This is a genomic window from Corynebacterium hesseae (assembly GCF_037850265.1).
In the GTDB taxonomy this organism is placed as follows: Bacteria; Actinomycetota; Actinomycetes; order Mycobacteriales; family Mycobacteriaceae; genus Corynebacterium; species Corynebacterium hesseae.
In genome coordinates this window covers 100,302-125,735 of sequence record NZ_CP137211.1, presented here as the reverse complement: position 1 = coordinate 125,735, position 25,434 = coordinate 100,302, and the positions used below count along the sequence as shown (strand labels likewise).

The 25,434-nt window shown below is 60.8% G+C and carries 30 protein-coding genes and 2 tRNA genes; 21 read left to right on the top strand and 11 right to left on the bottom strand.

The window, feature by feature from the left end:
- The first annotated feature begins 62 nt into the window (after positions 1-62).
- The 4 genes from R3O64_RS00685 (at position 63) to R3O64_RS00665 (ending at position 3,538) form a co-directional block, all read left to right on the top strand.
- Positions 63-1,247: an Nramp family divalent metal transporter gene (locus R3O64_RS00685; RefSeq protein WP_011272788.1), complete on the top strand. Its 1,185-nt coding sequence runs from the start codon at positions 63-65 to the stop codon at positions 1,245-1,247.
- Positions 1,248-1,267: 20 nt separating this feature from the next.
- Entirely contained in the window at positions 1,268-1,660 is a 393-nt protein-coding gene (locus tag R3O64_RS00680) for an NUDIX domain-containing protein (protein WP_339017119.1), read from the top strand.
- Between the two features lie 943 nt (positions 1,661-2,603).
- Positions 2,604-3,179: a TetR/AcrR family transcriptional regulator gene (locus R3O64_RS00670; protein ID WP_010188362.1), complete on the top strand. Its 576-nt coding sequence runs from the start codon at positions 2,604-2,606 to the stop codon at positions 3,177-3,179.
- A complete protein-coding gene (locus R3O64_RS00665) occupies positions 3,176-3,538 on the top strand; it encodes a DoxX family protein (protein ID WP_010188361.1) in 363 nt (120 codons plus the stop codon). Before R3O64_RS00670 ends, R3O64_RS00665 begins: the two co-directional genes overlap by 4 nt.
- Before the next feature lie 579 nt (positions 3,539-4,117).
- Here the strand turns inward: R3O64_RS00665 and R3O64_RS00660 are convergent.
- From R3O64_RS00660 to R3O64_RS00645, 4 genes are all read right to left on the bottom strand, one after another.
- The gene (locus R3O64_RS00660) at positions 4,118-4,555 is read right to left on the bottom strand and encodes an NUDIX domain-containing protein (protein WP_010188359.1); all 438 of its coding nucleotides are present in this window, start codon (positions 4,553-4,555) and stop codon (positions 4,118-4,120) included.
- A gap of 243 nt (positions 4,556-4,798) precedes the next feature.
- On the bottom strand, positions 4,799-5,146 hold the full coding sequence (locus R3O64_RS00655; protein WP_143335909.1) for a hypothetical protein: 348 nt from the start codon (positions 5,144-5,146) through the stop codon (positions 4,799-4,801).
- A gap of 137 nt (positions 5,147-5,283) precedes the next feature.
- A tRNA-Ser gene (locus R3O64_RS00650) sits at positions 5,284-5,372 on the bottom strand.
- Positions 5,373-5,417: 45 nt separating this feature from the next.
- Positions 5,418-6,572, bottom strand: coding sequence for a helix-turn-helix domain-containing protein (locus R3O64_RS00645; RefSeq protein ID WP_339017118.1), 1,155 nt, complete (start codon positions 6,570-6,572; stop codon positions 5,418-5,420).
- 113 nt (positions 6,573-6,685) lie between these two features.
- Here R3O64_RS00645 and R3O64_RS00640 point away from each other — a divergent pair, with 113 nt between their 5' ends.
- The 4 genes from R3O64_RS00640 to R3O64_RS00625 are packed head-to-tail and all read left to right on the top strand — an operon-like array spanning position 6,686 to position 11,233.
- Complete coding sequence (locus R3O64_RS00640; protein ID WP_257964769.1) at positions 6,686-8,083, top strand: amino acid permease; 1,398 nt, start codon at positions 6,686-6,688, stop codon at positions 8,081-8,083.
- Positions 8,084-8,097: 14 nt separating this feature from the next.
- Positions 8,098-9,771, top strand: a complete 1,674-nt coding sequence (locus R3O64_RS00635) for an alpha-keto acid decarboxylase family protein (RefSeq protein WP_070596316.1) — start codon at positions 8,098-8,100, stop codon at positions 9,769-9,771.
- A 10-nt stretch (positions 9,772-9,781) separates the two neighbouring features.
- Positions 9,782-10,840 carry a histidinol-phosphate transaminase gene (hisC, locus tag R3O64_RS00630; RefSeq protein ID WP_239248761.1) on the top strand — a complete coding sequence of 353 codons (1,059 nt, stop codon included), beginning with the start codon at positions 9,782-9,784 and terminating at the stop codon, positions 10,838-10,840.
- 21 nt (positions 10,841-10,861) lie between these two features.
- Positions 10,862-11,233, top strand: coding sequence for a phage holin family protein (locus R3O64_RS00625; protein WP_070533413.1), 372 nt, complete (start codon positions 10,862-10,864; stop codon positions 11,231-11,233).
- On the opposite strand, the gene R3O64_RS00620 is transcribed toward R3O64_RS00625, so the two are convergent.
- Positions 11,230-11,484: a MoaD/ThiS family protein gene (locus R3O64_RS00620; RefSeq protein WP_339017117.1), complete on the bottom strand. Its 255-nt coding sequence runs from the start codon at positions 11,482-11,484 to the stop codon at positions 11,230-11,232. The genes R3O64_RS00625 and R3O64_RS00620 overlap by 4 nt on opposite strands.
- A 40-nt stretch (positions 11,485-11,524) precedes the next feature.
- Between R3O64_RS00620 and R3O64_RS00615 the strand changes: the two genes are divergently transcribed.
- The 4 genes from R3O64_RS00615 to R3O64_RS00600 are packed head-to-tail and all read left to right on the top strand — an operon-like array spanning position 11,525 to position 14,607.
- Positions 11,525-12,676 (top strand): molybdopterin molybdotransferase MoeA, encoded by a 1,152-nt coding sequence (locus tag R3O64_RS00615; RefSeq protein WP_339017116.1) that lies wholly within the window; start codon positions 11,525-11,527, stop codon positions 12,674-12,676.
- Complete coding sequence (locus R3O64_RS00610; protein WP_070624687.1) at positions 12,673-13,143, top strand: MogA/MoaB family molybdenum cofactor biosynthesis protein; 471 nt, start codon at positions 12,673-12,675, stop codon at positions 13,141-13,143. The genes R3O64_RS00615 and R3O64_RS00610 overlap by 4 nt, the downstream gene beginning before the upstream one ends.
- On the top strand, positions 13,133-13,552 hold the full coding sequence (locus R3O64_RS00605; RefSeq protein ID WP_101736487.1) for a molybdenum cofactor biosynthesis protein MoaE: 420 nt from the start codon (positions 13,133-13,135) through the stop codon (positions 13,550-13,552). The genes R3O64_RS00610 and R3O64_RS00605 overlap by 11 nt, the downstream gene beginning before the upstream one ends.
- On the top strand, positions 13,549-14,607 hold the full coding sequence (locus R3O64_RS00600; protein ID WP_339017115.1) for a ThiF family adenylyltransferase: 1,059 nt from the start codon (positions 13,549-13,551) through the stop codon (positions 14,605-14,607). The genes R3O64_RS00605 and R3O64_RS00600 overlap by 4 nt, the downstream gene beginning before the upstream one ends.
- A 111-nt stretch (positions 14,608-14,718) precedes the next feature.
- Here R3O64_RS00600 and R3O64_RS00595 read toward each other — a convergent pair whose 3' ends face one another.
- Complete coding sequence (locus tag R3O64_RS00595; protein WP_010188343.1) at positions 14,719-15,033, bottom strand: DUF4288 domain-containing protein; 315 nt, start codon at positions 15,031-15,033, stop codon at positions 14,719-14,721.
- A 398-nt stretch (positions 15,034-15,431) separates the two neighbouring features.
- On the opposite strand from R3O64_RS00595, the gene R3O64_RS00590 reads away from it, so the two are divergent.
- Together R3O64_RS00590 and R3O64_RS00585 are read left to right on the top strand one after the other, a co-directional pair.
- Positions 15,432-16,163, top strand: coding sequence for a DUF1648 domain-containing protein (locus R3O64_RS00590; RefSeq protein ID WP_070533423.1), 732 nt, complete (start codon positions 15,432-15,434; stop codon positions 16,161-16,163).
- A gap of 4 nt (positions 16,164-16,167) precedes the next feature.
- A complete protein-coding gene (locus tag R3O64_RS00585) occupies positions 16,168-16,935 on the top strand; it encodes an NAD-dependent deacylase (protein WP_154762314.1) in 768 nt (255 codons plus the stop codon).
- On the opposite strand, the gene R3O64_RS00580 is transcribed toward R3O64_RS00585, so the two are convergent.
- Positions 16,904-17,158 (bottom strand): Txe/YoeB family addiction module toxin, encoded by a 255-nt coding sequence (locus R3O64_RS00580; RefSeq protein ID WP_070596290.1) that lies wholly within the window; start codon positions 17,156-17,158, stop codon positions 16,904-16,906. The two genes, R3O64_RS00585 and R3O64_RS00580, sit on opposite strands and share 32 nt — an antisense overlap.
- Positions 17,159-17,410 carry a type II toxin-antitoxin system Phd/YefM family antitoxin gene (locus R3O64_RS00575; RefSeq protein WP_070818031.1) on the bottom strand — a complete coding sequence of 84 codons (252 nt, stop codon included), beginning with the start codon at positions 17,408-17,410 and terminating at the stop codon, positions 17,159-17,161.
- A gap of 101 nt (positions 17,411-17,511) precedes the next feature.
- Between R3O64_RS00575 and R3O64_RS00570 the strand changes: the two genes are divergently transcribed.
- The gene (locus R3O64_RS00570) at positions 17,512-17,790 is read left to right on the top strand and encodes a hypothetical protein (RefSeq protein ID WP_154762313.1); all 279 of its coding nucleotides are present in this window, start codon (positions 17,512-17,514) and stop codon (positions 17,788-17,790) included.
- A 508-nt stretch (positions 17,791-18,298) separates the two neighbouring features.
- Here the strand turns inward: R3O64_RS00570 and R3O64_RS00565 are convergent.
- Positions 18,299-18,386: transfer RNA gene (locus R3O64_RS00565), tRNA-Ser, on the bottom strand.
- Positions 18,387-18,539: 153 nt separating this feature from the next.
- On the opposite strand from R3O64_RS00565, the gene R3O64_RS00560 reads away from it, so the two are divergent.
- Positions 18,540-19,436, top strand: coding sequence for an NAD(P)/FAD-dependent oxidoreductase (locus R3O64_RS00560; protein ID WP_339017114.1), 897 nt, complete (start codon positions 18,540-18,542; stop codon positions 19,434-19,436).
- Positions 19,437-19,451: 15 nt separating this feature from the next.
- Positions 19,452-20,408: an NAD(P)H-quinone oxidoreductase gene (locus tag R3O64_RS00555; protein ID WP_339017113.1), complete on the top strand. Its 957-nt coding sequence runs from the start codon at positions 19,452-19,454 to the stop codon at positions 20,406-20,408.
- Here the strand turns inward: R3O64_RS00555 and R3O64_RS00550 are convergent.
- The gene (locus R3O64_RS00550) at positions 20,405-21,616 is read right to left on the bottom strand and encodes an aminotransferase class V-fold PLP-dependent enzyme (protein WP_070520243.1); all 1,212 of its coding nucleotides are present in this window, start codon (positions 21,614-21,616) and stop codon (positions 20,405-20,407) included. The genes R3O64_RS00555 and R3O64_RS00550 overlap by 4 nt on opposite strands.
- Positions 21,617-21,812: 196 nt before the next feature.
- Between R3O64_RS00550 and R3O64_RS00545 the strand changes: the two genes are divergently transcribed.
- Together R3O64_RS00545 and R3O64_RS00540 are read left to right on the top strand one after the other, a co-directional pair.
- On the top strand, positions 21,813-22,664 hold the full coding sequence (locus R3O64_RS00545) for an ABC transporter permease (RefSeq protein ID WP_070533525.1): 852 nt from the start codon (positions 21,813-21,815) through the stop codon (positions 22,662-22,664).
- Between the two features lie 12 nt (positions 22,665-22,676).
- A complete protein-coding gene (locus R3O64_RS00540; protein WP_070561654.1) occupies positions 22,677-23,474 on the top strand; it encodes an ABC transporter ATP-binding protein in 798 nt (265 codons plus the stop codon).
- Positions 23,475-23,585: 111 nt separating this feature from the next.
- Here R3O64_RS00540 and R3O64_RS00535 read toward each other — a convergent pair whose 3' ends face one another.
- Entirely contained in the window at positions 23,586-24,191 is a 606-nt protein-coding gene (locus R3O64_RS00535) for a GNAT family protein (RefSeq protein WP_339017112.1), read from the bottom strand.
- Between the two features lie 187 nt (positions 24,192-24,378).
- Here R3O64_RS00535 and R3O64_RS00530 point away from each other — a divergent pair, with 187 nt between their 5' ends.
- Together R3O64_RS00530 and R3O64_RS00525 are read left to right on the top strand one after the other, a co-directional pair.
- On the top strand, positions 24,379-24,777 hold the full coding sequence (locus R3O64_RS00530; RefSeq protein WP_070564145.1) for a hypothetical protein: 399 nt from the start codon (positions 24,379-24,381) through the stop codon (positions 24,775-24,777).
- A 148-nt stretch (positions 24,778-24,925) separates the two neighbouring features.
- A complete protein-coding gene (locus R3O64_RS00525) occupies positions 24,926-25,390 on the top strand; it encodes a hypothetical protein (RefSeq protein ID WP_339017111.1) in 465 nt (154 codons plus the stop codon).
- Positions 25,391-25,434: the final 44 nt, after the last annotated feature.

Sequence of the window (25,434 nt, the reverse complement as noted above, 5' to 3'; positions counted from 1 at the left end):
CTTTAACATATGGCGATGAAAACTAGACTTCAAGTAGTTGAACTTTTGGTATGGAGATGCCTATGCGTAAGACCTTAATCAGCCTCACCGGCCCCGCCTTCGTTGCTGCAGTGGCTTACGTCGACCCCGGCAACGTAGCCGCCAACATCAGCGCCGGCTCCCACTACGGCTACCTCCTGGTGTGGGTACTCGTCGTGGCCAACCTCATGGCCATGTTCATCCAGTACCACTCCGCCAAACTGGGCCTAGTCACCCACCGCTCCCTGCCGGAAATCATGGGCGAGCGTCTCTCCCGCCGCGCGCGCCTAGGCATGTGGGCCCAGGCCGAGCTCATCGCCGCGGCCACCGACCTCGCCGAAGTCATCGGCGGCGCCATTGCCCTGCAACTCCTCTTCAACCTCCCCCTGTTCGCGGGCGCGCTCATCATCGGCGCGGTCTCCATCATTCTCCTCATCTTCCAGAAGAAGAACCAGTGGTTCGAGGGGCTTGTCATCGGCCTGCTCCTGGTCATCTGCATCGGCTTCCTTGCCGGCCTCGCCATCGCCCCGCCCGACCCCGCCGACGTGGCCGGCGGCCTCATCCCCCGCCTAGAGGGCAAGGACAGCATCCTGCTGGCCGCCTCCATGTTGGGCGCCACCGTCATGCCGCACGCCATTTACCTACACTCCTCCCTGACCAAGCAGCGCTACCCCGACCTGGAAATCCCCCACGTGCTGGCCGGCACCCGCGCGGACATCGCCGTGGCGCTGTCCATCGCCGGGCTCGTCAACGTGGGCCTGCTGGTCCTGGCGGGCTCGGCCCTCTACGGCGTGGACGGCACAGAGACCATCTCCGGGGCCCACACGGCGATTGCCAGCCACCTCGGCCCGCTGGCCGGCGTTCTCTTCGCCATCGGCCTGCTGGCCAGCGGCCTCGCCTCGACGTCAGTGGGCGCCTACGCCGGCTCCGAAATCATGGACGGCCTGCTTCACATCAAGGTCCCCCTACTAGTCCGCCGCCTGGTCACGCTCATCCCGGCGCTGGTCATCATCGGCTGCGGGGTCGACCCCACTATGGCACTGGTGGTCAGCCAGGCACTTCTTTCCCTGGGCATCCCCTTCGCCATCATCCCGCTTTTCCGCTATGCCGGCTCCCGGGACGTCATGGGTGAGTTCGCCGCGAAACCCTGGTCTATGGCCGTGGGCTGGACGCTTGCCGCGCTGGTCATCGCACTCAATCTCGCCCTCGTGCTCCTGCCGCTGCTCTAGGCCGCCTACAATCAGCAGCCATGATTGAAGTAGCAGCCGTCGTCATCCGCAACCCACAAGGCCACGTGCTTACCGTGCGCAAGAAGTCCTCCACCAAGTACCAACTGCCCGGCGGCAAGCCCGAGGCGGGCGAGGCGCTTGTCGACGCCGCCCTGCGCGAAGTTGCCGAAGAAGTAGGCCTCACCCTCGACGCCGAGAGCCTCAACAAACTCGGCACCTTCGACGCTCCCGCCGCCAACGAACCGGGCGAGGTCGTCGTCGGCACCATCTTCACCTACACCCGCACCGTCACCACCGACGAACCCCACGCCGCCGCCGAAATCGGGGACACCGCCTGGGTCAACCCAACAGCACCCGACCGCGAGATTGCGCACCTGTTGCGTGACCGCGTCTTCCCCGCGCTGGCTGGGTAGGTACGTTTTCGTAAATTGCATCTCGAAGCCACAGGCCGCATCGCCTGTTTCTACGCATCTGTAGCAGCGCACCTCCGCGCCCATTTTCTCGGCTCATCAACATAAGACAGAGGCAGGTCCGCTGAAATACCCACCCCTACTCAGGCATTTACTTCTTCCCGCTGGGAAGAAACACAAGGACAATGACCAAAACTGCTAGAGCAATCGTGACAGCATACGGCCATTGAACATAAACGGAAAGCGTCATCAGAATAACGCCAATAGTGGCCAAGATTTTTTTCCACATAAATTATTCTCCCTAACCGGTAGATTCTCTTTGACTGCTCTCCAGACAGTTCAGCAACGTCCATATGGCGAAATTCCAAGCACGCTACCCTAAAACCTTCGCCATTTAGTGCAACGATAGTTTTCAAAAACCAACCCGCTGAGGAAGTGCTTTAACTGGAGCGAGAACTGATACTGCCGCAATCAGCACTACCAGAGGCGCACATTTCTTGGGGCAATACATGCCCTTATCCCTTTCGCGAGAAGATGGCCGAGAACTCGGACACCCCCTAGAGTTACATGTGGTAGACAAATGTGGAAGCAAAAAATGGAAACCGTAGACGAACGTATACACTTCCCCAAAAATCCTTGCGAGAGCCCGCAAGAGGGCGTATCTTGCCGCAATTCGCCCTGCTGACATTTAGCCTCCTTTAGGCTTCGGCCTACCTGCTGCTTCTGTCATTGTCGGCACCATCTTCACCTGCACACGCACCGTCACCACCGACGAGCCCCACGCCGCCGCCGAAATCGGCGACACCGCCTGGGTCAACCCAGCTGCACCCGACCGCGAACTTGCGCATCTGTTGCGCGACCGCGTCTTCCCCGCGCTGGCCTAGCGCCAACTGTCAACACTTCGGCGTCATTGACCCCGAAGCCATCAAGAGCTACCCTTTTGAACATGTTCACTGAACACGTTCACCCATCGCGTTCGGCCGCCAAAGCTGGCACCGACAGCAAGGTCCTGGCCACCGCCTACGATCTCTTCCTCACCCAGGGCTACGCCACCACCAGCATCCGGACCATCGCATCCGAGGCTGGCGTCAGCGTGGGAACCGTCATGGGAGTCGGCGACAAACAAACGCTGCTCATCCGCACCATTGGCCAACACATTTCAGAGCTCCACGACGAGATTCGGGGGCAATCCGATAGCCTCCTCGATGTCCTCAAGCCATTCCTCCAGATGTTCACCGGCCACGAAGAACTCTCCCGTGCGTTCGGCGCGGCACTCATCCAACAAGGAAATCAAGGCGAAGCACTCACCGCGCTCAAAACACTCCTGACCGATGAAATCACCCTGCGCCTTGGCTCCAGACTCAACAGTGACGATGCAGCCGAGTACTCCAACCTGCTATACAACGTCTACCTCGGCTTTCTCATCGGGTGGGCCGCGGGCCTCTACGACACCGAACAACTCACCTCCCAAGCCGCCTCATCCATCGAACGCCTCAACACCGCATTCGGAGTAACCCAATGATCCTAGAATCCTCCCCCGCTTGGCCCTCCCTGCTACTGGCTGCCATCCTGCTTGGCGACGCCGCCCTCTCCCTCAAACCAGTCCCCTTTATCGAAGCCTGCCTCAGCGGCGTCAAACTCCCCAAGGACTGGTGGTGGGCGCTCATTGTCATCAAGTATCTCGCCGCCGCAGGACTCATTGCCGGCCTCTGGTTCCCCGGCGTAGGAATTGCAACCATGGTTGGCGTCATCGCATACTTCTGCGCAGCCGCAGCAGCCCATGTCCGCGCCCACTTCCTCGGTAGCGCATTCTGGATCAACTGCTTAGGCATGCTCGCACTCTCCATCGGAGTACTGATCCTGACGCTCGCACTGAATTAAGACACCAGTCAACCTTTCACGGCTTCCTGAAGGCAGATGCATCATTGCACCCCTTGATTGATGACTTGATGCTTTTTACCCTAAAGGTATGTGCACCACGATAAACCTCCCCTCCTTCGATTGCGGCGGACCAGCTCTAGTTGATCTCAGCGACAAGGAAGCCGTGTGGGCGGCGCTCGATGATCATTCCTGATGTCAACATTCTCGTTCATGCCTTCCACTCCGCAGCACCACAACATGAACCCGCTCAACAGTGGCTAAGTAGTGCTCTGAATCGGCATGAAACAATTGAGCTCCTGGATGTTGTGGCAACAGGCACCTAAAACTCTGCCATCAGGCTCAATGGTAACTTGGCAAATCCCCTGTAAAGTTTGACGCTTATTTCCACTATCCATATCTGAAAAGGCAGACAACGCAGCACGAAAACTTGGTTCCTCAGAATACTCTCTAATTTTCTCTGGGACTGCAGTAAACGAACGCCAGTCTCCAAGTTCGTTCGTCAACTTCATCACCTCATCAGCCGATAGCTTTCGCTTAAGACCTTCGGAAGGATCTCTGTCGAGCCTCTGTTTATATTGACTAGCTTTTGTTATTTCCACCCATCTCCAGATATTTCAAAATCACGGTCTTATATTCCGGCAAGAGATTTTGCAAACCCGAAATCTCATCCTTTCCAAATAAACCTAGCTTTTCATGCTCGATGCTTTCACTAATATCAATCCCTTCATTCAATGACACGGTGACCCCATATGCGATAATCGCAACCGGATTTTCCACTTTCGGATCTCTTAGAAGAAACGCATCTACTAGGGTATCGGGGAGAGTCTCTAAATTTGCCTCTTCTTTCAACTCGCGCTGAGCTGTCTCGCGAAGCGATAAGTCTCCCCTGTCCGGCCAGCCTCCGAGTAGCTCCCAATCCCCCCTAGGATTAAGCCCCAATAGCACCTTACCGCCGAGGACTGGAATAACCTTCACACTAGCGTGAACAAAAAACCATCCAGTTTGAGAGTCGATCATTTTTCTCCTTAGATCACGTTATTGAATACTTTTGGGGACAAAAAATCTGTAGCTGAGCAAATTCCCGTTACCAATATTACCGAAAGCACGAATGGGTATCCTGCAGAAGAAGCTTGCGCTAAAGCGGCCCTTCCGGTTTTAGAGTGCCTCGCAGCCACAGGACGCAAGTGCTGAACTAGGTGACCAATAATTCTTCGGAACCACCCTGCCCCCATTTCGCCATCAAGCACATTCGCCCGATAATTACTTCTTTTTCATCCCCCACCTCACTACACCGTTCGTTGCTTCGGGAAGTGGCTGCGGGGAATAGCACTCATGAATTTTGGAAAGAGCAAAATATTCGGAGAAAGGGATCTGTTCACAGTGAACTTTACCTTTTGAATCCCACGCGAAAGCGTTCAAGCCATACCAAGCCTTGAATTGTCGCTGCAAGCAATCGAAACCGTTAATTCCAAAGAAACTACACAGCTCGGCAATAGTAAATTCAGCTACAACGCTGTCTTCATGCAGCCTAATTCGAACAAAGCTCTCATCGGGATCGATGTTCGCGTTACTTTCCACATCCCAAATTGGCTCTTTTAGTAACTCCATGACGCTCCCAGCCAGCACAGATTAAGGTCAGCGCCTTCATTCTAAGTTCCCTGCTCACGGGCTGTCGGCATACGAAGGAACTGAAAACGTAAAATCCCGAGCCACCGGTGAAACGATGACTCGGGTTCTGTAGTTTGCGGAGACGAGAGGATTTGAACCTCCGGACCTACGCAAGTAAGTCAACTCCTTAGCAGGGAGCCCCATTCGGCCGCTCTGGCACGTCTCCAGCGATTCGCAATGAATCGTCCATCACTCTACCTGAGCGCTTCCCCTAGGGACAAAATGGGGCTTCCCTATTCTTTCCCTGAAGCGCCGCATGCAGCTTAAGGGCAACGTAGAGAGCCGCGCAGCGCCAGCCATCATCCAGCACGCCGGGCCCGAGAATCTCACGGACGCGGTCGAGGCGATAGTGCAGCGTGGCGCGGTGAATGTAGAGTGCAGCGGCGGTCGCAGAGACGTTGCGGGAATGCTCAAAGTAGGTCAGCAGGGTCTGCCAGTAGGAGTTGCGAGGGTCGTCGAGAAGCACGGCGGCATCCGGGCTCATCTCCACCACCGTTGCTTGGGTCAGCTCCCACCCGCGCAGCAGCCGCCACGCACCGGCCTCCTCCCAGCGCAGCGAATCCTGGCCGCAGAGTTTGGCCACGTCCGCCATGAGTCGCGCCTGCGGGGCCGTCGGCGCTGAGCCGCGCGCCACAACCTCAGCGCCGGCAACAAGCGCGGCACTCTGCAGCTCCTCCATGAGGGCCTCGGTGTCCTTGCCATCGCGGCAGCACTCAACGAGCACGAGGGAATCGTGGGAATCCGCAACCAAGAAAGGCCGGCGCACCAACGGGCGGGCAAGTTCCACGGCCACCGCACGCTGGTCGCCTTCCACCAGCACGCGATGCACGGTCAGCTCACCATCGGAGGGCAGGAGATCGCGCTCCCGGGCACCCGCCAGCGCGGCCGGATCACCGGTGAGCACCTCGCGGGCCAGCTCCCCGAGCTGTTGGGCGCGGGCGGCGAGGGGAGCATCGCGTTCGTCGATAAGCCTGGCAAGGGGCGCAAGCAAAGAGTCCAGGCGGGCCAAGGGGGCGTCGCCCAGCGCGGGCTCATCGATGATCCACAGGTAGCCCACCAGCCTGTCCTCGTGACGCAAGGGAATGACCACGCGGGGCAGCATGTCATAACGCGGATTAGCAGGCAGGCGCACCGGTAGGGCCGCCTCCTGGATGCCGAAGCTGAGCATCCACGGGATGGGCTCCGGGGGCGGGGTGCGATTAAGAATAGAGGCCGCCCGGTTCTTATCGATGGCACCGATTTGCGCACTAGCCGCAATCACCGCGATGGCGGGGGTGGTCACCTCAACGGAGCGCTGCAGGATCTGGGCGCATTCGTCGACGATATCCTGGATGCTCGTCAGCTGCGGGGGTGTCACTTTTGACATATGTCAAAGATACTTCCGAATATTGTCTAGTGACAAACAAAACTGTGCTGCACAATAATCTCCTACAGCTAAATGACCCACGTCACACATATACGTTCATGAAGGGCGTCTACATGACCACAACCAACAATTCCGTCAGGGCACAGGACGTTGTCGCCAGCGATAACACCAGTGCAGACGACGGCCTGCAGCGCGGCATGAAATCGCGCCACCTGCAAATGATCGCCTTCGGCTCATGCATCGGCACGGGCCTCTTCTTGGGCTCCGGTGCCTCCATCCAGGAGGCTGGTCCCGGCGTTATCGCCGCCTACGCCATCGGCGGCTTCATCATCTTCCTCATCATGCGCATGCTCGGTGAGATGGCCGTGGAGCACCCCGTCGCCGGCTCCTTCAGCGCCTACGCCCGCGAATACATCGGGCCCATCGCCGGCTTTGTTACCGGCTGGAACTGGTGGTTTACCACCATCGTCGTCGGCATGGTGGAGCTCACCGCCGCGGGCACCATCATGGACTTCTGGTTCCCCGGCATCCCGCACTGGCTCACCGCCCTCGTCGCGCTCGTCATCGTCACCGCCATCAACCTGGTGCACGTCGGCGCCTTCGCCGAGGCGGAGTTCTGGCTCTCCCTCATCAAGGTCGTCGCACTCATCCTCATGATCGTCGTCGGCGCGGCCATCGTCTTCGGCCTTACCCCGGAGCCCGCCCTCGGCTTGAGCAATATCACCGAGCACGGAGGCTTCTTCCCTAACGGTGCCGCCGGTGTGCTCTTCTCCCTCGTCGCGGTGATTTTCTCCTTCGGTGGCATCATCTCCATCGGTACCGCCGCGGGCGAGGCCCAAGATCCCGCCAAGAGCCTGCCCAAGGCCATCAACAACGTGATCTGGCGCATTCTCATCTTCTACGTCGGCGGCATCGGCATCATCGTGCTGCTCGCCCCGTGGAATGAGCTCGATACCTCCACCTCGCCCTTCGTGCGCGCGCTGAGCACCCTGGGAATTAGTGCCGCGGCCACGGGCCTTAACCTCATCGTGCTCGTCGCTGCCGTCTCCGTGTTCAACACCATGACCTTCTCCGGCGCGCGTATGTTGCGGGATCTCTCCCGCGGCGGCCAAGCCCCGCCCTTCTTCAATTCCGTCAGCGCCAAGGGCGTGCCGGTTCGCGCTCTGCTTTTCAACGCCCTGCTCATGGGCTCGGCCGTGCTACTTAACTTCCTCTTCGAGGGCAAGATCCTGATCGTTCTCCTCGCCATCATCGTCGGCGCGGAGCTCATCTCCTGGTCCGCCATTGCCGTAGCACACCTGAACTTCCGCAAGCGCTGCCCGAACGCCGCCTTCCGCGCACCCCTCTACCCCATCGCCAACTACCTGTGCTTGGCCTTCTTCGCTCTCGTCATCGTTTTGATGTTCATGCTGCCGGACTACCGCACCGGCGCCATTGTCCTACCCTGTTGGATTGTGGCCTTGGCCCTCATCTGGCTGGGCAAGAAGCGCCACGACGCCCGAAATAAATAGAAAGGACCCTCATCATGCAGACCACCATTGGTGATTTCATCCTGGACCGCCTCAAGGCCATCGGCATTACTGAAATCATCGGCGTGCCCGGTGACTTCAACCTGAGCTTCCTCGAGCAGATTGAGGCCTCCGAGGGCATCCGCTTCGTCGGCGCCTGCAACGAGCTCAACGCCGCCTATGCCGCCGACGGCTATGCCCGCCAGAAAGGCGTCGGCTGCCTGCTCACCACCTATGGCGTGGGCGAGCTTTCCGCCCTCAACGGCATCGCCGGTGCACGTGCCGAACACGTCCCGCTGGTGTCGCTGGCGGGCGCGCCGCCGCAGTACGCCACGGAGTTCCGCTGGAACCTGCACCACTCGCTTGCCGACGGCGACTTTGCCAACATGCTGGACTCCTTCGCGCCCTTCACCGAAGTAGCCACGCGTGTGTCCCCCATGAACGTGGTCGAGGAATTCGACCGCGCCCTGCACACCTGCCTGCGCGAGAAACGCCCGGTCCACATCCAGATTCCTTCCGATATCACGCACCTGAGCATCGAGGTCCCCGACGAGCCTTTCTCCACCGAGCTGGCGCCCTCCGATCCGGAGCGCCTGAACGCCGCTGCGGACTACGTGCTGGAGCACCTCGCGAAGGCCAAGGACCCGATCATCCTCATCGATCAGGACACCAACCGCCACGGTTTCACGGAGAAGTTCCGCGCCATCATCGACAAGGCCCAGCTGCCCTACTCCCAGCTCTCTTCTGGCAAGGCCATCTTGTCTGAGCGCCACCCGCTCTTCATCGGCACATACAACGGCGCGGCGTCGGCACCGGGCGTGCAGGAGCGCATCGAAAAATCCGATTTCCTGGTCACCACAAACCCGCGCTTCATCGAGGTCAACTCCGGCTCCTTCACCCACAACCTGGCCGATGCCCGCGTCTATAACTTCGGCGACCAGCACCTCAACGCTGACGGCGAGTACTTCGTGGGCATCAATACGCTGGAGCTTCTCGACGTCCTCCTCGACCGCATCCCGGAAGCCGGGGCATCGACAAGCGCGGCTTTCGAGCCCGAGCCCTTCGAGCCGAACCCGGATGCCCCGCTGACCCAGGAGCGCATCTGGCCGCAGATGCTCGGCTTCATCCAGGAAGATGACGTGGTCATCGCCGAGGCTGGCACCTCCAATATCGGTCTGGGCCAGCAGCGCATGCCCGAGGGCGTGCAGTACATCAACTCCACCATCTGGGGTTCCATCGGCTTTACCCTGCCGTGCGTGCTCGGTTCGCAGCTGGCTAACCCGGAGCGTCGCCACGTCCTCTTCATCGGTGATGGCTCCTTCCAGCTCACCGCCCAGGAGCTCTCCACCATCGTGCGTCAGGACCTCAAGCCCATCATCGTGCTGGTCAACAACGATGGCTACACCATCGAGCGCTACATCCTGGGCATGGAGCGCGAGTACAACGAGATCCAGATGTGGGACTACACGGCTCTGCCGAAGGTGTTCATGAAGGACACCACGATGGAGTCCTACGTGGCCTCGACCGAGGGCGAATTGGCCAAGGCCCTGGAGGATATCGCCGCCCACCCGGAGCGCGGTGCCTTCCTCGAGGTGCGCCTCGACGCTTTCGATGCGCCGAAGGGACTTCAGGCCTTCGGCCCGCAGACCGCTGATTTCGACTTCGGGCCCCGCGGCCCCCGCAACGCCTAAGGTGGAGAACATGATTCGACCAGACCTTTCCTCCCTACCCGTCTACGTCCCCGGCAAGAATGCCGAGCACGCCTTGAAGCTCTCCTCCAACGAGGCAACCCAGGAGCCGCTGCCCGGCGCGCTGAAGGCCATGGAGACTGCCGTCGCGCACGTCAACCGCTACCCGGATATGGGCGCGGTGGAAATCCGCAAGGTACTCGCCGAAAACCTTGGCGTTAGCCCTGAGCAGGTCACCACCGGCGCGGGTTCCTCCGCGATTTGCCAGCAGCTGGTGCAGATCACCTCGGTGCCCGGTGATGAGATTGTCTTCCCCTGGCGCTCCTTTGAGGCTTATCCCATCTTCGCGCAGGTCGTGGGCGCTACCCCGGTCAAGGTCCCGCTCACCGCGGACCACCGCGTGGACTTGGAGGCTATGGCGGCTGCCATCACGGACAAGACCCGCCTGATCTTCGTGTGCAACCCGAATAACCCCACCGGTTCCATCATCACCAAGGAAGAGTTCGACGCCTTCTTGGCCAAGGTTCCGAAGGACGTCATCGTGGCGCTCGATGAGGCCTACATCGAATACAACCGCAACGATGCCGTCCCACTGGCCACCGACTATGTCCACACCCACGACAACGTCATTGGCCTGCGCACCTTCTCCAAGGCTTATGGCCTGGCCGGCATCCGTTTGGGCTATGCCTTCGGCAATGCCGAGATCATCGAGGCACTGAGCAAGGTGGCCATCCCCTTTTCCGTGAACTCGGTGGCGCAGGTTGGTGCAGCGGCCTCGCTGGCCGCGCAGAAGGAGCTGCGTGAGCGCACCGATGAGACCGTTAAGCAGCGCGACCGCCTGGTGGAGCACTTCGCGGACTTTGGCGTTCCGGAGTCCCAGGCCAACCACATCTGGTTCGCCGCCGACAGCATTGCGAAGCTGGGCTCCCCGCAGGAGGTCGCCGCACAGCTCGCGGAGAATGACGTCCTCGTCCGCGCCTTCCCCGAGGGCGTGCGCGTCACCGTCACTACGGCGGAGGAGACCGAGACGCTGCTCAAGGCCTGGGACGCGGCCTTCGGTGCAGAGGGCTAGTTTCCGCGTTAGAGTGCAGTTGTGAAGACATTTATCAATTTTGCACTCAACGTCATTGCCGTCGCGGTGGCCTTCTGGGCCGTGGTAGCGATTGTCCCCGGAATCGACATCGTTCCTGCGACCACCCAGAATTTCCTGCTCATCGCGGCGGTCTTCATCATCGTCAACGAGGTCGTCACCCCGGTGCTTCGCTTCTTCGGCGCACCGCTGACCTGCCTAACACTGGGCCTCTTCGCGCTCGTCATCAACGGCGCGGTCCTCCTCCTCGTCAGCGCGCTCATGGACTCGCTCGTCATCGACGGTTGGGGTGCCGCCATCATCGGCGCGATTGTGCTTGCGCTTGTCTCCGGCGTGGTGAACTTCTTCACCAGCCCGTTGCGAACTCGACACTAACCGCCAGAAAAAGGCGGGAGGACGTCGACACGGGAGGCGCGGCCAAGCACGGCGTCCTCGGTAGCGCTCGCACCGTCCACCAGGAAGGTGCAGCGCCCCAGCACCTCCGCAAAGCTCATGCCGGCCTCGGTGCTGCCGGTATGACGAGCACGCAACACGTCCAACAGCTCCCCCAAGGTCGCCGCCTGCGCCGTGTCTTGCGCGCGCCCTGCGGCGGCGCGGGCTGCGGCAAAGTAGTGTATATCAACCATGGTTGCCACTATGCCAGCCTCCGTGACAGGAAGGAACTCGATGCGCACCTATGAGGAACACCTCGCCGCCGTCCGCGCGGCCCTTCCGCAGCCCCGGGTGGTGTCCACACCCCTGAGCAGCGCCTTCGGCCGCCGCGCCGCTGCGACGTACCGCGCGGAGCACAACCTTCCACCTTTCGATAATTCACAGATGGATGGCTATGCGCTTCCGACTACACACGGCGGCACCTTTACCGTCGGCCGCACCATCGCGGCGGGTGATCCTCCGGGGGACCTCACCGAAGGCACCGCCCTCCCCATCATGACCGGCGCGAAGGTCCCTGAGGGCACTGCCACCATCGTCCCCGTCGAGCACTGCGAGCCCCCGCACTTCCCGGAAGAGGGCGCCACGGTCACCGTGCCGGCAGCCCCCGAACAGTTCATCCGCCGCGCGGGCTCCGATGTCCAGGCAGGCACGACCCTCATCAACGAGCACGCGCTTCTCGACGCCCCCTCCATCGCCACCCTCGCCTCCCAGGGCCTCACCGAGGTCCTCACCTTCGCGCCCGCCCGCATCCTCATCTGCACCGGTGGTGCGGAAATCGGTGGCGCGGGCGAGGCCACCATCCCCGATTCCAATGCGCCCATGCTCGCAGCCTTGGCCGCGCAATACGGCATCGAGGTGGCCGGCTTCGTGCGCACGAATGACGATCCTTCTGCCCTGCGCGCGGACCTCGCCGAGGCCGTCATCACCCACCGCCCCGATGTCATCGTTACCTCCGGCGGCATCTCCCACGGAAAGTTTGAGGTCATCCGCCAAATCTTTGAAGAGGACGGATGGTTCGGCCACGTGGCGCAGCAGCCCGGCGGCCCGCAGGGCCTATCACGTTTGGGCGAGGTCCCCGTTGTCTGCTTCCCCGGCAACCCCATCTCCACTCTGGTAAGTTTCCGCCTCTACTTGGCGCCCATTATCGGCCACGCTCCCGCTCCATTTAGAGCACACCTTACTGAGCCCGCCGAAGGCCTCACCGGCCGCGAGCAATTCCGACGTGGAACCATCAGCATCTCCGACGGCATCGCCCAAGCCTCCTTCCTCGGCGGCACCAGCTCCCACCTGATGTCCCAGGCCATCGGTGCTACTGCCCTCATCCGTATCCCGGCTAATACGCAGCTTTCAGCCGGCCACCTCGTGGAGGTGTTCCCGCTCTCATGACCCGCCGCGCACTCGTTATTGTTGCCTCGACCCGCGCCGCCGCCGGCGAATACGAAGACCGCTCCGGCCCTATCCTGGTGAACTTCCTGCGTGAGCAGGGCTTCGATACCCCGGAGCCCGTCGTCGTCGCGGACGCCGACATCGACTCAGCCCTCGCCACCGCCTTCGCCGATGCACCCTCCGTCATCCTCACCTCCGGCGGCACCGGCATCACACCAGATGATCGCACCGTCGAGGCGCTCACCCCACATCTTGACCGCGAACTGCCCGGCCTGGCCCACGCCTTCTACGCGCACTCGGCGGCCATCCCCACCGCGGCGCTCTCGCGTACCGTTGCCGGAGTTTCTAACACAACCTTCGCCATGGCCCTGCCCGGCTCCACGGGTGCTGCCAAGGACGGCTGCGCGGTCCTCGAACCAGTTCTTAACCACATCATCAACCAGCTGGAAGGCATCAATGAGCACTAACTTCGGCCTACTCGGCGCGCACATCAGTGCTGAGACCATCACAGCCCCCGACATCGCCACCGCGGAAACAGGTGCTGTCGTTTTATTCGACGGCATCGTGCGCAACCACGATTCCGGCCGCGGCGTCAAGCTCCTCACCTACACCGCGCACCCCTCAGCCCAGCAGGAAATTGAGCGCGTCGCCGGCGAAGTCGCCGCCGCTTTCCCCGCCGTCCGCCTCTGGTGCGCGCACCGGACTGGAACACTAGAAATCGGCGAATCCGCTTTCATCGTCGCCGCCGCCTCCGCGCATCGCAAGGATGCCTTCGAAGCGGCCTCTGCCTGCGCCGACCGCGTCAAGGCGGAAGTCCCCATCTGGAAGGAACAACTGCACACCGATGACACCACCACGTGGGTGGGCCTGGAATGAGCTCACGCTACGCACGCCAGGAAGCCCTCTGGGGCCCCTCCACACAGGAACAACTTCGCTCTTCCACCGTCGCCGTCATTGGCGCCGGCGGCTTGGGCTCGCCTGCCCTGCTCTATCTCGCAGGCGCGGGTGTGGGGCGCATCCTGCTTTTCGACGACGACACCGTCTCCCTCTCCAACCTGCACCGCCAGGTCATCCACACCACGGCGACCGTAGGCCAGCCCAAAACCGAATCAGCCGCCGCGGCCTTAAATGCCCTCAACCCGGAGAGCACCGTCGAGCAGTTCTCGCGCCTGACACCCGATACCGCCTTAGACCAACTGCGCGGCGCTGACCTCATCATCGACGGAACCGATAACTTCTACTCCCGCCACCTGGCTTCCTGGGCTGCCCATGAGCTGGGCATTCCGCACGTGTGGGCCTCGCTTCTGGGCTACGACGCGCAGCTCACCGTCTTCCACTCCGGCCACGGCCCGGTCTACGAAGACCTCTTCCCCACCGATCCGCAGGTGCCCTCCTGCTCGCAGGCTGGTGTGATGGGACCGGTCGTCGGCGTCGCCGGCTCCGCCCTGGCCGTCGAAGCGCTCAAGCTCCTCACGGGAATCGGCACCCCGCTCATCGGCACGCTGGGCTACTACGATTCCCTCGCCGGGACCTGGGAATACATCCCCGTGCGCGCGAACGGCGCCACCCCGGCGCGCCCCGACAACCCCACCGACATCCGCGACATCCCAGAGGACGCCACGCTTATCGACGTCCGCACCGCCCCCGAGCGCGCCGCCTCCCTCATCCCCGGCTCGCAGCACCTCCCGCTCGATGAGATCCTCGCCGGCCACAACCCGCCCCTAGACCCCGCCAACCTCGCCGTCCTCTACTGCGCCAGCGGCCTGCGCTCCGCCCAGGCCGTCGAGGCCCTGCGCGCCCGCGGCTTCAGCAACGTCTACTCGCTGCGCGGCGGCATCGACGCCTGGCAAGAGCACATCTCCGAGCTCGAGGCCGAAGCCGACGCCGCCCACCGAGGCGAGCTAGAGACCATTTCTCTTGAAGAACTATAGGCCGAACGTGGCGTGGAGAATTAACTTCACGCCGCGCGGTGCGAAAGCCTTCCGAAAGCTAGCCAGGCCAATGCAGAAGAGAGTCAGCAGGTTTCTTCGCGAAGTCTACGATTAATCAGCCAACGGGTCGGTTCCGCCGAGCTTCATCTCGAAACGCTCGTAGTCCTCTAGGTTCGCAAAGTGCCGCGAGTAGAGATCACAATCGCGGTCTACATAACCATAGAGGGCTGGCGCGACATCCACGATGTGCCGTACCTTCACGTCCTCACCATCGGCCTGCTCGTTCGCCATCGCTTCAACGCGCTCTCGAGCCTTCTCTTCCGACTCCGCATACACAATATAAAAGTCCTCGCGGAAGAAGCTTTGGGCAGATGAACTGGACTTCTTAGCAAGCTCCATCACGACAATTCCAACATAAGGTTCCATTGCCGGCTACTGTCCTTTCCGGTTCTTGGTCAGCTTGGGCTCGACTCTACCTGCTCACCCAGACCACGTAGCGTGGAAAGAATCAGCCGGTCGCCCTTTAAGCACATCTCCAATGAAGATCCATTCCGCGCCCACGGCTTCAGCAGCGTCTACTCGCTGCGCGTCGGCATCGACGCCTGACAAGAGCACAACGACACATAGCCCGCACTCTTGCTCAGTCTCCTCTGCTCACATGGCATCTTGTAAAAGGCATCAACCAGAAGGCGTTTTCAGAGCCAAAAACGCCTTTTACCCCCGCGCAAATGGCGTTTTAATCCCAAAGATGCCTTTTGACAGATGCCTTTTGCCAGACGCCTTTCGCAGAGGTCCTCGGCCGGTCGCCTTGTAAACTCACTGGCATGAGAAGCCGCCAGTATTACGTCGCTACCGCTGTGGTGTGTGCTCTCACGCTGGTGTACATGCTGCTGCGCTGGGATTCGGTGCCTGATCCCATCCCGGTCCACTTCGATGGCTCAGGCAACCCGGACCGCTTCGAGCCCAAATCTTTCCTCAACGCAACGGTCCTGGTGTGGATCGGCGTTGTGTTCGCCATTGCGCTGCCGCTGTGCGTGCCGCCGATCTCGCTGGCTCGAAAAACAATGGATGTTCCGGCAGAGTCAACTCTTCCGTTCTCCGAGGCCACGGCACAGCGCGCGGAGCTGCTCACTGGAAAGACCTCCACGTTCATTGCCCAGACAGTCCTCACCATGACGGCCTGCGTGTGCCTCACTGCGGTCTGCACCGTCATTCCGGATATCCCCTTCTCGGGCTTTCTCCTCGTGGCCGCGTGGATAGCCTTCACCGTGTTCATCATGATTCAGGGCGTCCGGTTAACGCTGACATCTGCGAAGGCTGTGAAAGCCATACCAACCGACGATGATGAAAAGGTTCGCAACGAAGCACTTCGTTTTGCCGGTGGCATGGGCGTCTACAACGAGCCCACAGACCCCATGTGCATGGCAGTCTTCCCCACGAATCCATCGAAGCTGCAGATCAACACCGCGCACGAACCGGGCCGGCGCTACCTGTGGCGCATGGGCATCGCCCTCACTGCATCCATAGCATTCTGCGTGCTCATCGACGTACTCTAGGCATATGGAGCACCTGTTTGAGCGCGCACACTCGATTCTTTCTGATGCCACCCACGTCGAGGTGTTCACCGGCGCGGGCATGAGCGCGGATAGCGGCATCACCACGTACCGCGATGCGCAGACGGGGATTTGGGAGAATGTGGATCCGGTGGCGATGGCGTCGATAAGCGCATGGCGAACCGAGCCAAAGCCCATGTTCGCCTGGTATCTGTGGCGCGCACAGCTTGCGCAGCGGGCCGAGCCCAACGCCGGGCACCGCGCGATTGCTGCCGCACGCGGCATGACGGTGACCACACAGAACATCGATAACCTGCACGAGCGTGCAGGAAGCCAAGACGTGGTTCACCTACACGGCTCCTTGTTCTCCTTCCGCTGCACCGACTGCGATACGCCTTATGACGAGGACATTGCACTGCCGAACGAACCGGTCGAGAGCATCACGCCACCCGAGTGCCCCGTGTGCGGCGGGCTCGTGCGCCCGGGCGTGGTGTGGTTCGGCGAGGCCCTGCCCGACGACGAATGGGCTGAGGCCGAGCGCCGCATGTCCACCGCGGACGCGCTGCTCATCGTGGGTACCTCCGGCGTGGTCTACCCCGCCGCCGGCCTGCCACAGATTGCCCACGCACGCGGCATCCCGATCGTGGAAGTCACCCCGCAGCCCACCGACCTCTCGCCGCTTGCCAGCGTGGTGGTCACCGCCACCGCAGCGGAGGCGCTACCTCGCATCTTGGCGGGGCGAATCAGTAGTGATAGCGAGCCTGCAGGATCCTAAGCTCGCCGTCTTCGACTAGATAGACAATCCTGTGCTCGTCCGTGATTCGCCGCGACCACGCATTCGGAATTCCGTACTTTAACGGTTCCGGTTTTCCGATTCCTTCAAAAGGGTCCCGCATCATGTCCTTCAAGAGTTGGTTGACCCGCTTGAGGACTTTCCGATCCTTGCGCTCCCAGTACAGGTAGTCATCCCACGCGTGCGGGGTCCATGACAAAAGCATTTACGCATCCAGATTGATGTCGTGTTCTTCCGCTTTTCCATTAAGCGCTTGCTCGTAAGACTCCAATAGCCGGCGGGCATTAGCTGGAGATCGGAAAAGGTAAGCAGTCTCCACCCACGCCGAATAGTCGTCCGCTGACATCAAGACAGCGTTCCCATTGCGGGACACGATCTCTACGGCATCCCTATCCTGATTTACCTTCTCAATCAGGGGGAAAAGAGTACGGCGAGCTTCCGAAGCACTAATCGACATGTCCAACCTCCACGTTGTGGTACAACAATACGGTACCAGAACACTTGTAAGGTGCTCTGTTCGTCGCTACAATCTTTTCCTCCTCCAAAGGAGATGAATCCATGCTCTACCTTGTTCCAGGAGCCTTAGCGGGAATCGTCTTTTATGTCATTCTCACAGCAGTGAGCTGGGCCATCGGGAAAGCCTGGCCACAACGACGTCTAGGCGCACATAGCCGGTTAGCCATCCACTGCCTTGCCGCAGTTGCATTTTCAATTTTTCTCGCCTTGCCTGGCGGCGGCGGAAACTGGGCCACCCACCTGCAAATTGGCGGATTCCTATTGGCAGGATGCGTTCTGAGCTGGGTGACTGCAGCGATGAACAACGGAGACAATGCCTGACGCCGTAGAGCGATAACTTCCCTTAATCGTCATTCCTCACATCCCTAATGGATACAAACCCTGTGAGTTGTTCTCCGGGGAGGCATAAGGGCTTCTTCCCTGCATTTTCTCTTCGCTCATTAACGGAGAAAACGAATTGAGCGAACTGGGGAACAATCTGTACCGATGGAAAAAGCTCCCTTAATTGGTGAGTAATACGCCATCCCGCGTCGTACCATCGAAATCTATCGAATTGGTCCTTCCAACGCGGACGCTGGCGAAAGCTATCGGGTTTCTCGAGGAAATTCTGCTGAAACTCCTCCGTCCACTCAAGGATTTCGCATCCCAGATCGGACTCAATTCCTAAGTCTTCAGGAAGATAGAATCCGATTCTATTGGCCCCAGAAACTATGAGTTCTTTAGACGGCCACAGCGAGCTTGGGTGGCTGTACTCTGGGCGGAGGAATATTTGCCGATTGGCCATGGAACTAGAATAGCCCAGCGCCACTGCTAAAAATACGAAAGCTTTTGGCGGAGGCGGCGGGATTTGAACCCGCGGTGAGTTTCCCCACGCTGGTTTTCAAGACCAGTGCATTCGGCCGCTCTGCCACGCCTCCTCGTCACGCGTCAGCATGCACCGCGCGCAACACGTTCAGAGTACTAGACTCCGCCGCGGGAGAAGAATTCGCCTCATCACGTTGTGCAAAGCGCCCGACACAACCTACCGAAAACCATTGCCGCACGCACCTTGCTCTGGTTTACTCGGGCCCATGCAGACAGTCGATTCCCTCATCATCGGCGGTGGCGCAGCCGGCCTTCAGGCAGCGCTGGTCATGGTCCGCGCCCGCCGCAGTGTCCTCGTTGTTGATTCCGCCACTCCCCGCAACCGCTTCGCCCACGAAATCCACGGTGTCATCGCCCTCGAGGGCACGCCACCCCTTGAGTTCCAGGAGCGCGGCAAAGAGCAGCTGCGCAGCTACGGCGTAACAATCGCGAACGCCACCGTAGATTCCGTTACCGATAATGACCGCACGCTCACCGCCACGTTGAGCAACGGGGAGACCGTCGCGGCCCGCTCCATCATCGTCGCCAGCGGCGTGGACGACGTACATCCAAACATCCCGGGCCTCGAAGAAAACTGGGGAGATACAGTCCTTCACTGTCCTTATTGCCACGGGTTCGAGGTGGCGGACAAGAAGCTCGGCGTTCTCTGCATCGGCGAGTTCTCCCTGCACCATGCGGCACTCCTGCGCCAGTGGTCCAAGGACATCACCTTCTTCACCAACGGCATGGAGCTCACCGAGGAGCAGCGCGCGGACCTGACTCGGCGCGGCATTGCGCTTGTCGACGGCCCCGTCACCTCCTTCCAAGATGGAAAGGTCCTGGTTGGAGACAGCGAACATGCCGTCGACGCCCTGTTCTACATGCCTGTTCCTCACCCGCACGATGAGTTCCTCGCTGACCTCAACCTCGAACGCCACAGCCCGCCGGCTGCGATGGGCGGAAGCCTCATCAAGGTGGGCCCCGCCGGTGCCACCAGCCACCCGCGCATCTGGGCCGTGGGCAACGTGGTTAACCCGCCGGCACAGATGGCAGTAGCGATGGGCGAGGCCAACGCCGCAGCCATCGCGGTCAACGCGTTTCTCGTCGAGGATGATTGGATTTAAGTACGGTGGTGTGGCATGAAAGCCATCATTCAGACCAATCTGGAAGACCCACACTCACTGGAGTTGGGGGAAGCCGATAAGCCACAACTCCAAGCCGGCGAAGTCCTCGTTAAAGTCAAAGCCGCCGGTGTGAACCGCGCCGACCTGCTCCAGGCCCGCGGGCACTACCCGCCGCCGCCGGGCGCTTCGGAGATTATTGGTCTCGAAGTCGCAGGCGAAGTCGTCGATGCAGGCGACACCGACGTCGAGGTTGGCTCCAAGGTCGGCGCACTGCTGGCCGGCGGCGGCTATGCCGAATACGTCGCCGTACCCAAGGGCCAGCTGCTGCCCATCCCCAGCGGCTATTCCTTTGCCGAGGCCGCATCCGTCATCGAGGTGGCCTGCACCGTGTGGTCGAACATCGCGATGGAGGCGAAACTAAATAAGGGCCAGACCATCCTCATCCACGGCGGCGCGGGCGGCATTGGCACCTTCGCCATCCAGGTGGCGAAAAACCTCGGCGCCACCGTCGCGGTGACGGCTGGCTCGGACGAAAAGCTCGAGACCTGCAAGGAACTCGGCGCGGATACCCTCATCAACTACAACGAGCAGGACTTCGCCGAGGAACTGAAGAACCAGTGCGATGTCATCCTCGACATCATGGGTGCGAAGTACCTCAAAAAGAACCTCATCGCGCTAGCTAAGGGCGGCCACATGGTCACCATCGGCATGCAGGGCGGCACAAAGGCCGAGCTCAACATGGGCATCCTCCTTAACAAGCGCCTGACCCTGCAGGGCACCACGCTGCGCTCCCGCTCGCTGGAGGGCAAGGCCGCCATCGTTGCGGATACCGTTAAGAACGTCTGGCCTTGGCTGGAGAACGGCAGCGTCAAGCACCATTTGCACGCTACCTACGCGCTTGCCGACGCCTCCGAAGCCCACCAAGCCCTCGACTCCGGCGAGGTCACGGGCAAGCTTGTCCTCGAGGTCTAAGCCAGGGACGCGACCACGCGGGTCAAGTGCTCAACGTCGTGGTACGTGCTAAACGGACTCAACGAGACCGTGACGGCACCGCCGACCTCTTCCACGCCCATCTCCGTGAGCAGCGGGGTGTGCGGGGCGATGGTAGTAACCAAGCCATTGTCGAAGAGCCGGCGGTGGATCACATCCGCAGGCACGTCGCGCACGGCGAAGGTCAGGCGCGGGAGGCGATCATCGGAGGCGTCGGCAGCCGCCTCACCCGTCACGCCCAGGATGTGAACGGCCGGCAGCGTGCCCAACAAGCTATAGAGATCCCCCGTGAGATCCTCCATGTAACCCGCGAGGGCTTCCATCGAACGCGTCAGGCGCACGCGGCGCGAACCGCGCTCCCCGCCGGCAAGTTCTGCCAGATGATCCACCAAGGGCCCAACGCCACCCGCCAAGCCCGCGGAGACCGGACCAACGACAATCTCATCGAGGCGGCGGAACATCGCGGTATCGCGGAAGACCAGCGCCGCCATCTGCGGGCCACCCAGCGCGCCCACATCCACACCAAGAATGTCTGCCCCAATCGCATCAAAGTCGAGGAGACGGTAGGGGGCGATCGATGAGACGTCGACAAGCGCCCATGCGCGCGAACGCTCATGGACCGCATCAACTATGTCCGAGGCCGGCGTGACCGTGCCCAGCAGCTCGTGCGCGGCGGAAAAAGCGACGAATCGCGTCGAGCCATCAACCAGATCGGCGTATTGGAAGGCTGGGAGCTCGCCCGTACCCAAATCCGGCTGCGCCCACCGAATATCAGCACCCACGTGCTCAAACGCGCGTGTCATCTCCGGCGAATCAAAGCGGGAGAGCACCACCGAAGACTGGCGGCGCAGCAGCGGGCGCAGTGCAACGCCCAAGGACTGGTAAAGCACCGGCAAGGACGGGCCCAGGATGACCCGTTCCGCCGTGGCACCCGTGAGATCCGCCACCGCCCGGCGCGCGGAGGCATACATGTCTGCCGCGTGGAGCTCCCCCGGATCGTTGTGCGCCGAGTGCGCACCCACGGCGTCCTCCAGCGGCTTCACCGTGGCGGACATGCGGAAAGAACGGGCAACACCAGAGGCCACGCGCTCCGCAATCTGCGGCGCGGCATGCGCGTTCAGGTAGGTCCAACCATCGGACAGACCAGTGTAAAGACCTCGCACGCTGGCGACGTCATACTGTTCCGTCATGCTTCAACCCTTCCTTCCGATGCGGATGAACGCCCCCTACTCTATACGCCCCACCTGAATCTTTCCTAACCCTCGGTTTTCCCAGCTCGCCCGTGTTTTCCCAGGTTACGGGCGTGTGTGTAGGTGTTTGTGGGACGTGCGCGCTAGGGTGAAGGGCGTGCAAGACAAGAAAAACCTGCGTGACGACGTCGCCCGCATGACCTCCGCGCCTGCACCCGGCGAGGAGCCGGCCTCGCGTTCCATGACCATGTCGGCGGCCTTCGCCGATCTCCTGCAAGGCGCTCGCCAGCGCGAGCTGTGGTTCAAGCTGGGCATCCAAGACATCAAGCAGCGCTACCGCCGCTCGGTGCTGGGTCCGTTCTGGATCACCATCGCGACCGGTGTCATGGCCGCGGCGCTTGGCCTGCTGTACTCCATGCTCTTCCAGATCCCCGTGGCGGAGTTCCTGCCCCACGTGACCGTGGGCCTGATTATGTGGAACTTCATTTCGGGCGCCATCAAAGAAGGCTCGACGGTCTTCATCGACAACGAGGGCTTAATCAAACAGCTGCCCGCGCCACTGTCGGTGCACGTCTACCGCCTGGTCTGGCGGCAAACCCTTTTCTTGGGTCACAACCTCATCATCTGGCTGTTGCTCATTCTTATCTTCCCGCGCCACTTGGGCTGGGAGTTCTTCCTGTTCATCCCTGCGCTAGGACTCTTCCTGGTTAACGGCGTGTGGGTTGCCATGTTCTTCGGTATCATTGCCACCCGCTTCCGTGACGTTGCCCCGCTGCTGGAGGCGCTGACCCAGCTGCTCTTCTACGTCACGCCGATCGTGTGGATGACCAACACCCTGAAGGATCAGGGAGGTGCCGTGGCCAGCCGCGCACGCATCGCTGAGATCAACCCGCTGTATCACTACATGGAGATCATCCGCGCCCCCATGATCGGCGAGCCCGTCGCCGGTTATCACTGGCTCATCGTCATCGCCTGCACCGTCGCCGGTCTGCTCATCGCCGGCCTGGCCATGCGCCAGTGGCGCTTCCGCGTCTCCTACTGGGTCTAGAAAGGATCGTCCATGGTTTCCATTGATACGTATAACGCTTGCGTGGACTTTCCCATCTTTGATGCCAAGTCCCGCTCTCTCAAGAAGGCGATGCTCTCCACGGCCGGTGGCTCCATCGGCAAGAATGACCAGAACGTGGTCATGGTGGAAGCGCTCAAGGACATCAACCTCCACCTGCGTGAGGGCGATCGCGTCGGCCTCGTTGGCCACAACGGCGCGGGCAAAACAACCTTGCTGCGCCTGCTCTCCGGCATCTACGAGCCCACCCGCGGCGCCGCCGATGTCCGCGGGCGCGTGGCCCCCGTCTTCGACCTCGGCGTGGGCATGGACCCGGAGGTCTCCGGCTACGACAACATCATCATCCGCGGCCTCTTCCTGGGCCAGACCATCAAGCAGATGAAGGCCAAGATGGATGAGATCGCGGAATTCTCTGAGCTGGGTGATTACCTCTCCATGCCGCTACGCACCTACTCCACCGGTATGCGCGTGCGCCTAGCGCTGGGCGTGGTGACCTCCATTGAGCCGGAGATCCTGCTTCTCGACGAAGGCATTGGCGCCGTCGACGCCGCCTTCATGGCCAAGGCCCGCGTCCGTCTTCAGGACCTGGTGAAGCGCTCCGGCATCCTGGTCTTTGCCTCCCACTCCAATGACTTCCTGGCCCAGCTGTGCGATACCGCCCTGTGGATCGACCACGGCCAGATTCGCTCGGTGGGCGAGGTCTCCGAGGTCGTCGGTGAATACGAAGGCCCTGAGGTGGGCCAGTACGTGCGGGATTTACGCAAGCGCTTCGACAACGAGGAGAACGCCTAAGTTTCCGTGAAAACAGGCAACAATTCACTTGCTTTCACGGAAATCTTGCTGTTCCTACTGCCCTAGTTGCCAAACTTTTCGGGCCTCAGCGAATGGTCGGCCATACTTTCGTCACTTAGGGCACCTCACCCCAAGCAGCTCGCCCAGTTCCTCGCTCATGCCACGCACATTCACTTCCGGCCACGGCTGGTAGTCCTCTTTGCGCAGCACGGCCTTGTTGCCTTCGATGGTGTAGCCCAGCTTGCGCGATACAGCCTGCGACGCCTCGTTCCCCGGCTCCCATTCTGAGCGCAGCCGGCGCGCACCCAGGTATTCAAAACAAAAGACCGCAGCGGCGTGGCGGACCTGCGTACCTATCCCGCGGCCCTGAAGGCGGTGGTAGATCCACGATCCGGTTACGACCTCATGGTTATCGGGAAAATTCTTCGCCCGCAGATCCACCGAACCAATGACTTCACCATCAAGATGCACTCCGAAGTCGAGCGACCACTCCTCCGGGGACATCTGCGCGCGGTGCGCCCACCGGAAACTCGGATCCGGCTTCTGCTTCAACCACGGAAACGTGTAATCCGGTAGCGGCTCACCAAAAATCTCAGCGGCGGTAACGCCATGAATCGCGGCAATGTCACTATCACGCAGCACGCGTAAGGTCAGCTCACCCACGTGGATGGAAACTCGAAAGGGAGCCCACATTTCTTCAACGCTTCTCGCAGTCATAAGGCCACTCTACTGTGCACTGACCCCAGCCATTGGGCCCATGCGCTGGAAAAATGCATACCCCTGTATGGGTGCAGCGCGATAGAAACTTTTTCTATTTGCTTCTTTTCCTCAATCCAATCCACTTAAGATAAGCAAGATCCTGAAGCACAGGAATCGTTCTCTCTAGACTCTAAGGAGCCCTATCATGAAGCGTTTCGCTGCTGGCGTTGTTGCCGCCGCTACCGCACTGTCCCTGTCCACTGGTGTTGCCTCTGCACAGACCCAAGGCGATTGGGAAGATGCAGGCACGCTGATTGGTGCTGGCTTCGTCGCAGCCGCAAACGGCATCTCCGACCCTCACCAGGAATCTTCCAAGACCAGCTCGGATGCCATCGACGATATGGACTCTGACGCAGCTCGCGGCTCTACGAAGGCTCACGCTAAGTTCTACAAGTCCTCTTGGAAGAACGACGCCGAGAACGACTACGCTCTTGGCACCACCGCTGACATCCTCTGGGGCGTTGGCATCGCCGCTGCCGTCCTCGGCGCTGCTTACACTGCAGTTCAGAACGGCCTGATCCCGGGCGTTTCCCTTCCGTTCTAATTTGAACGCATCAAGCTTTTAGCTTTGAAGTTCTAGCTCCAGTCCTTTAAGGGCTGGAGCTTTTCCATATCGCATACTTTTTAGCCTTCACTTCTTTATCATTTTCTTTACTTTCGCTACCTCTACCTTTCTTCCAAGGAGTACCTCCATGAAGCGTTTCACCGCCGCTGCCGCTGCCGTTGCCGCCGCCACTGCACTGTCCCTGTCCATCGCCCCGGCTACTGCTACTGAGAAGGGTTCTTCTGAGGTCTCCGAGGCTGAGGTCTTTGGCTACATCCTGAAGCAAGGGGCTAAGGAACTCGTCGGCGGTGACGGCTTCGCCTCCTCCGTGGATTACGGCATTGAGAAGGGCGCTGAAGCTATCAGCAGCAAAGGCAGCAGCGAGGGCAGCAGCACTCCTGAGGAAATCAAAGAAGGACTTGAGACTGCCGGCTCCGCCAAGGACGTGGCCATGTCTTCCCTGAAGAATGACACTGCCAAGGAATACCCGGTGGGCACCACCGCTGAGATCATCGTTGGCACCTCCATCGCCGCGATTGTGCTGGGCCTCATTGCTGGTGTTGTCAATGCTGTGAACTCCGGTCTCATCAAGATTCCGGGCTTCAACGCCTAAACCTCGGCCACCTCCATGTCACGCACCTGAGCGCCACATGCGGG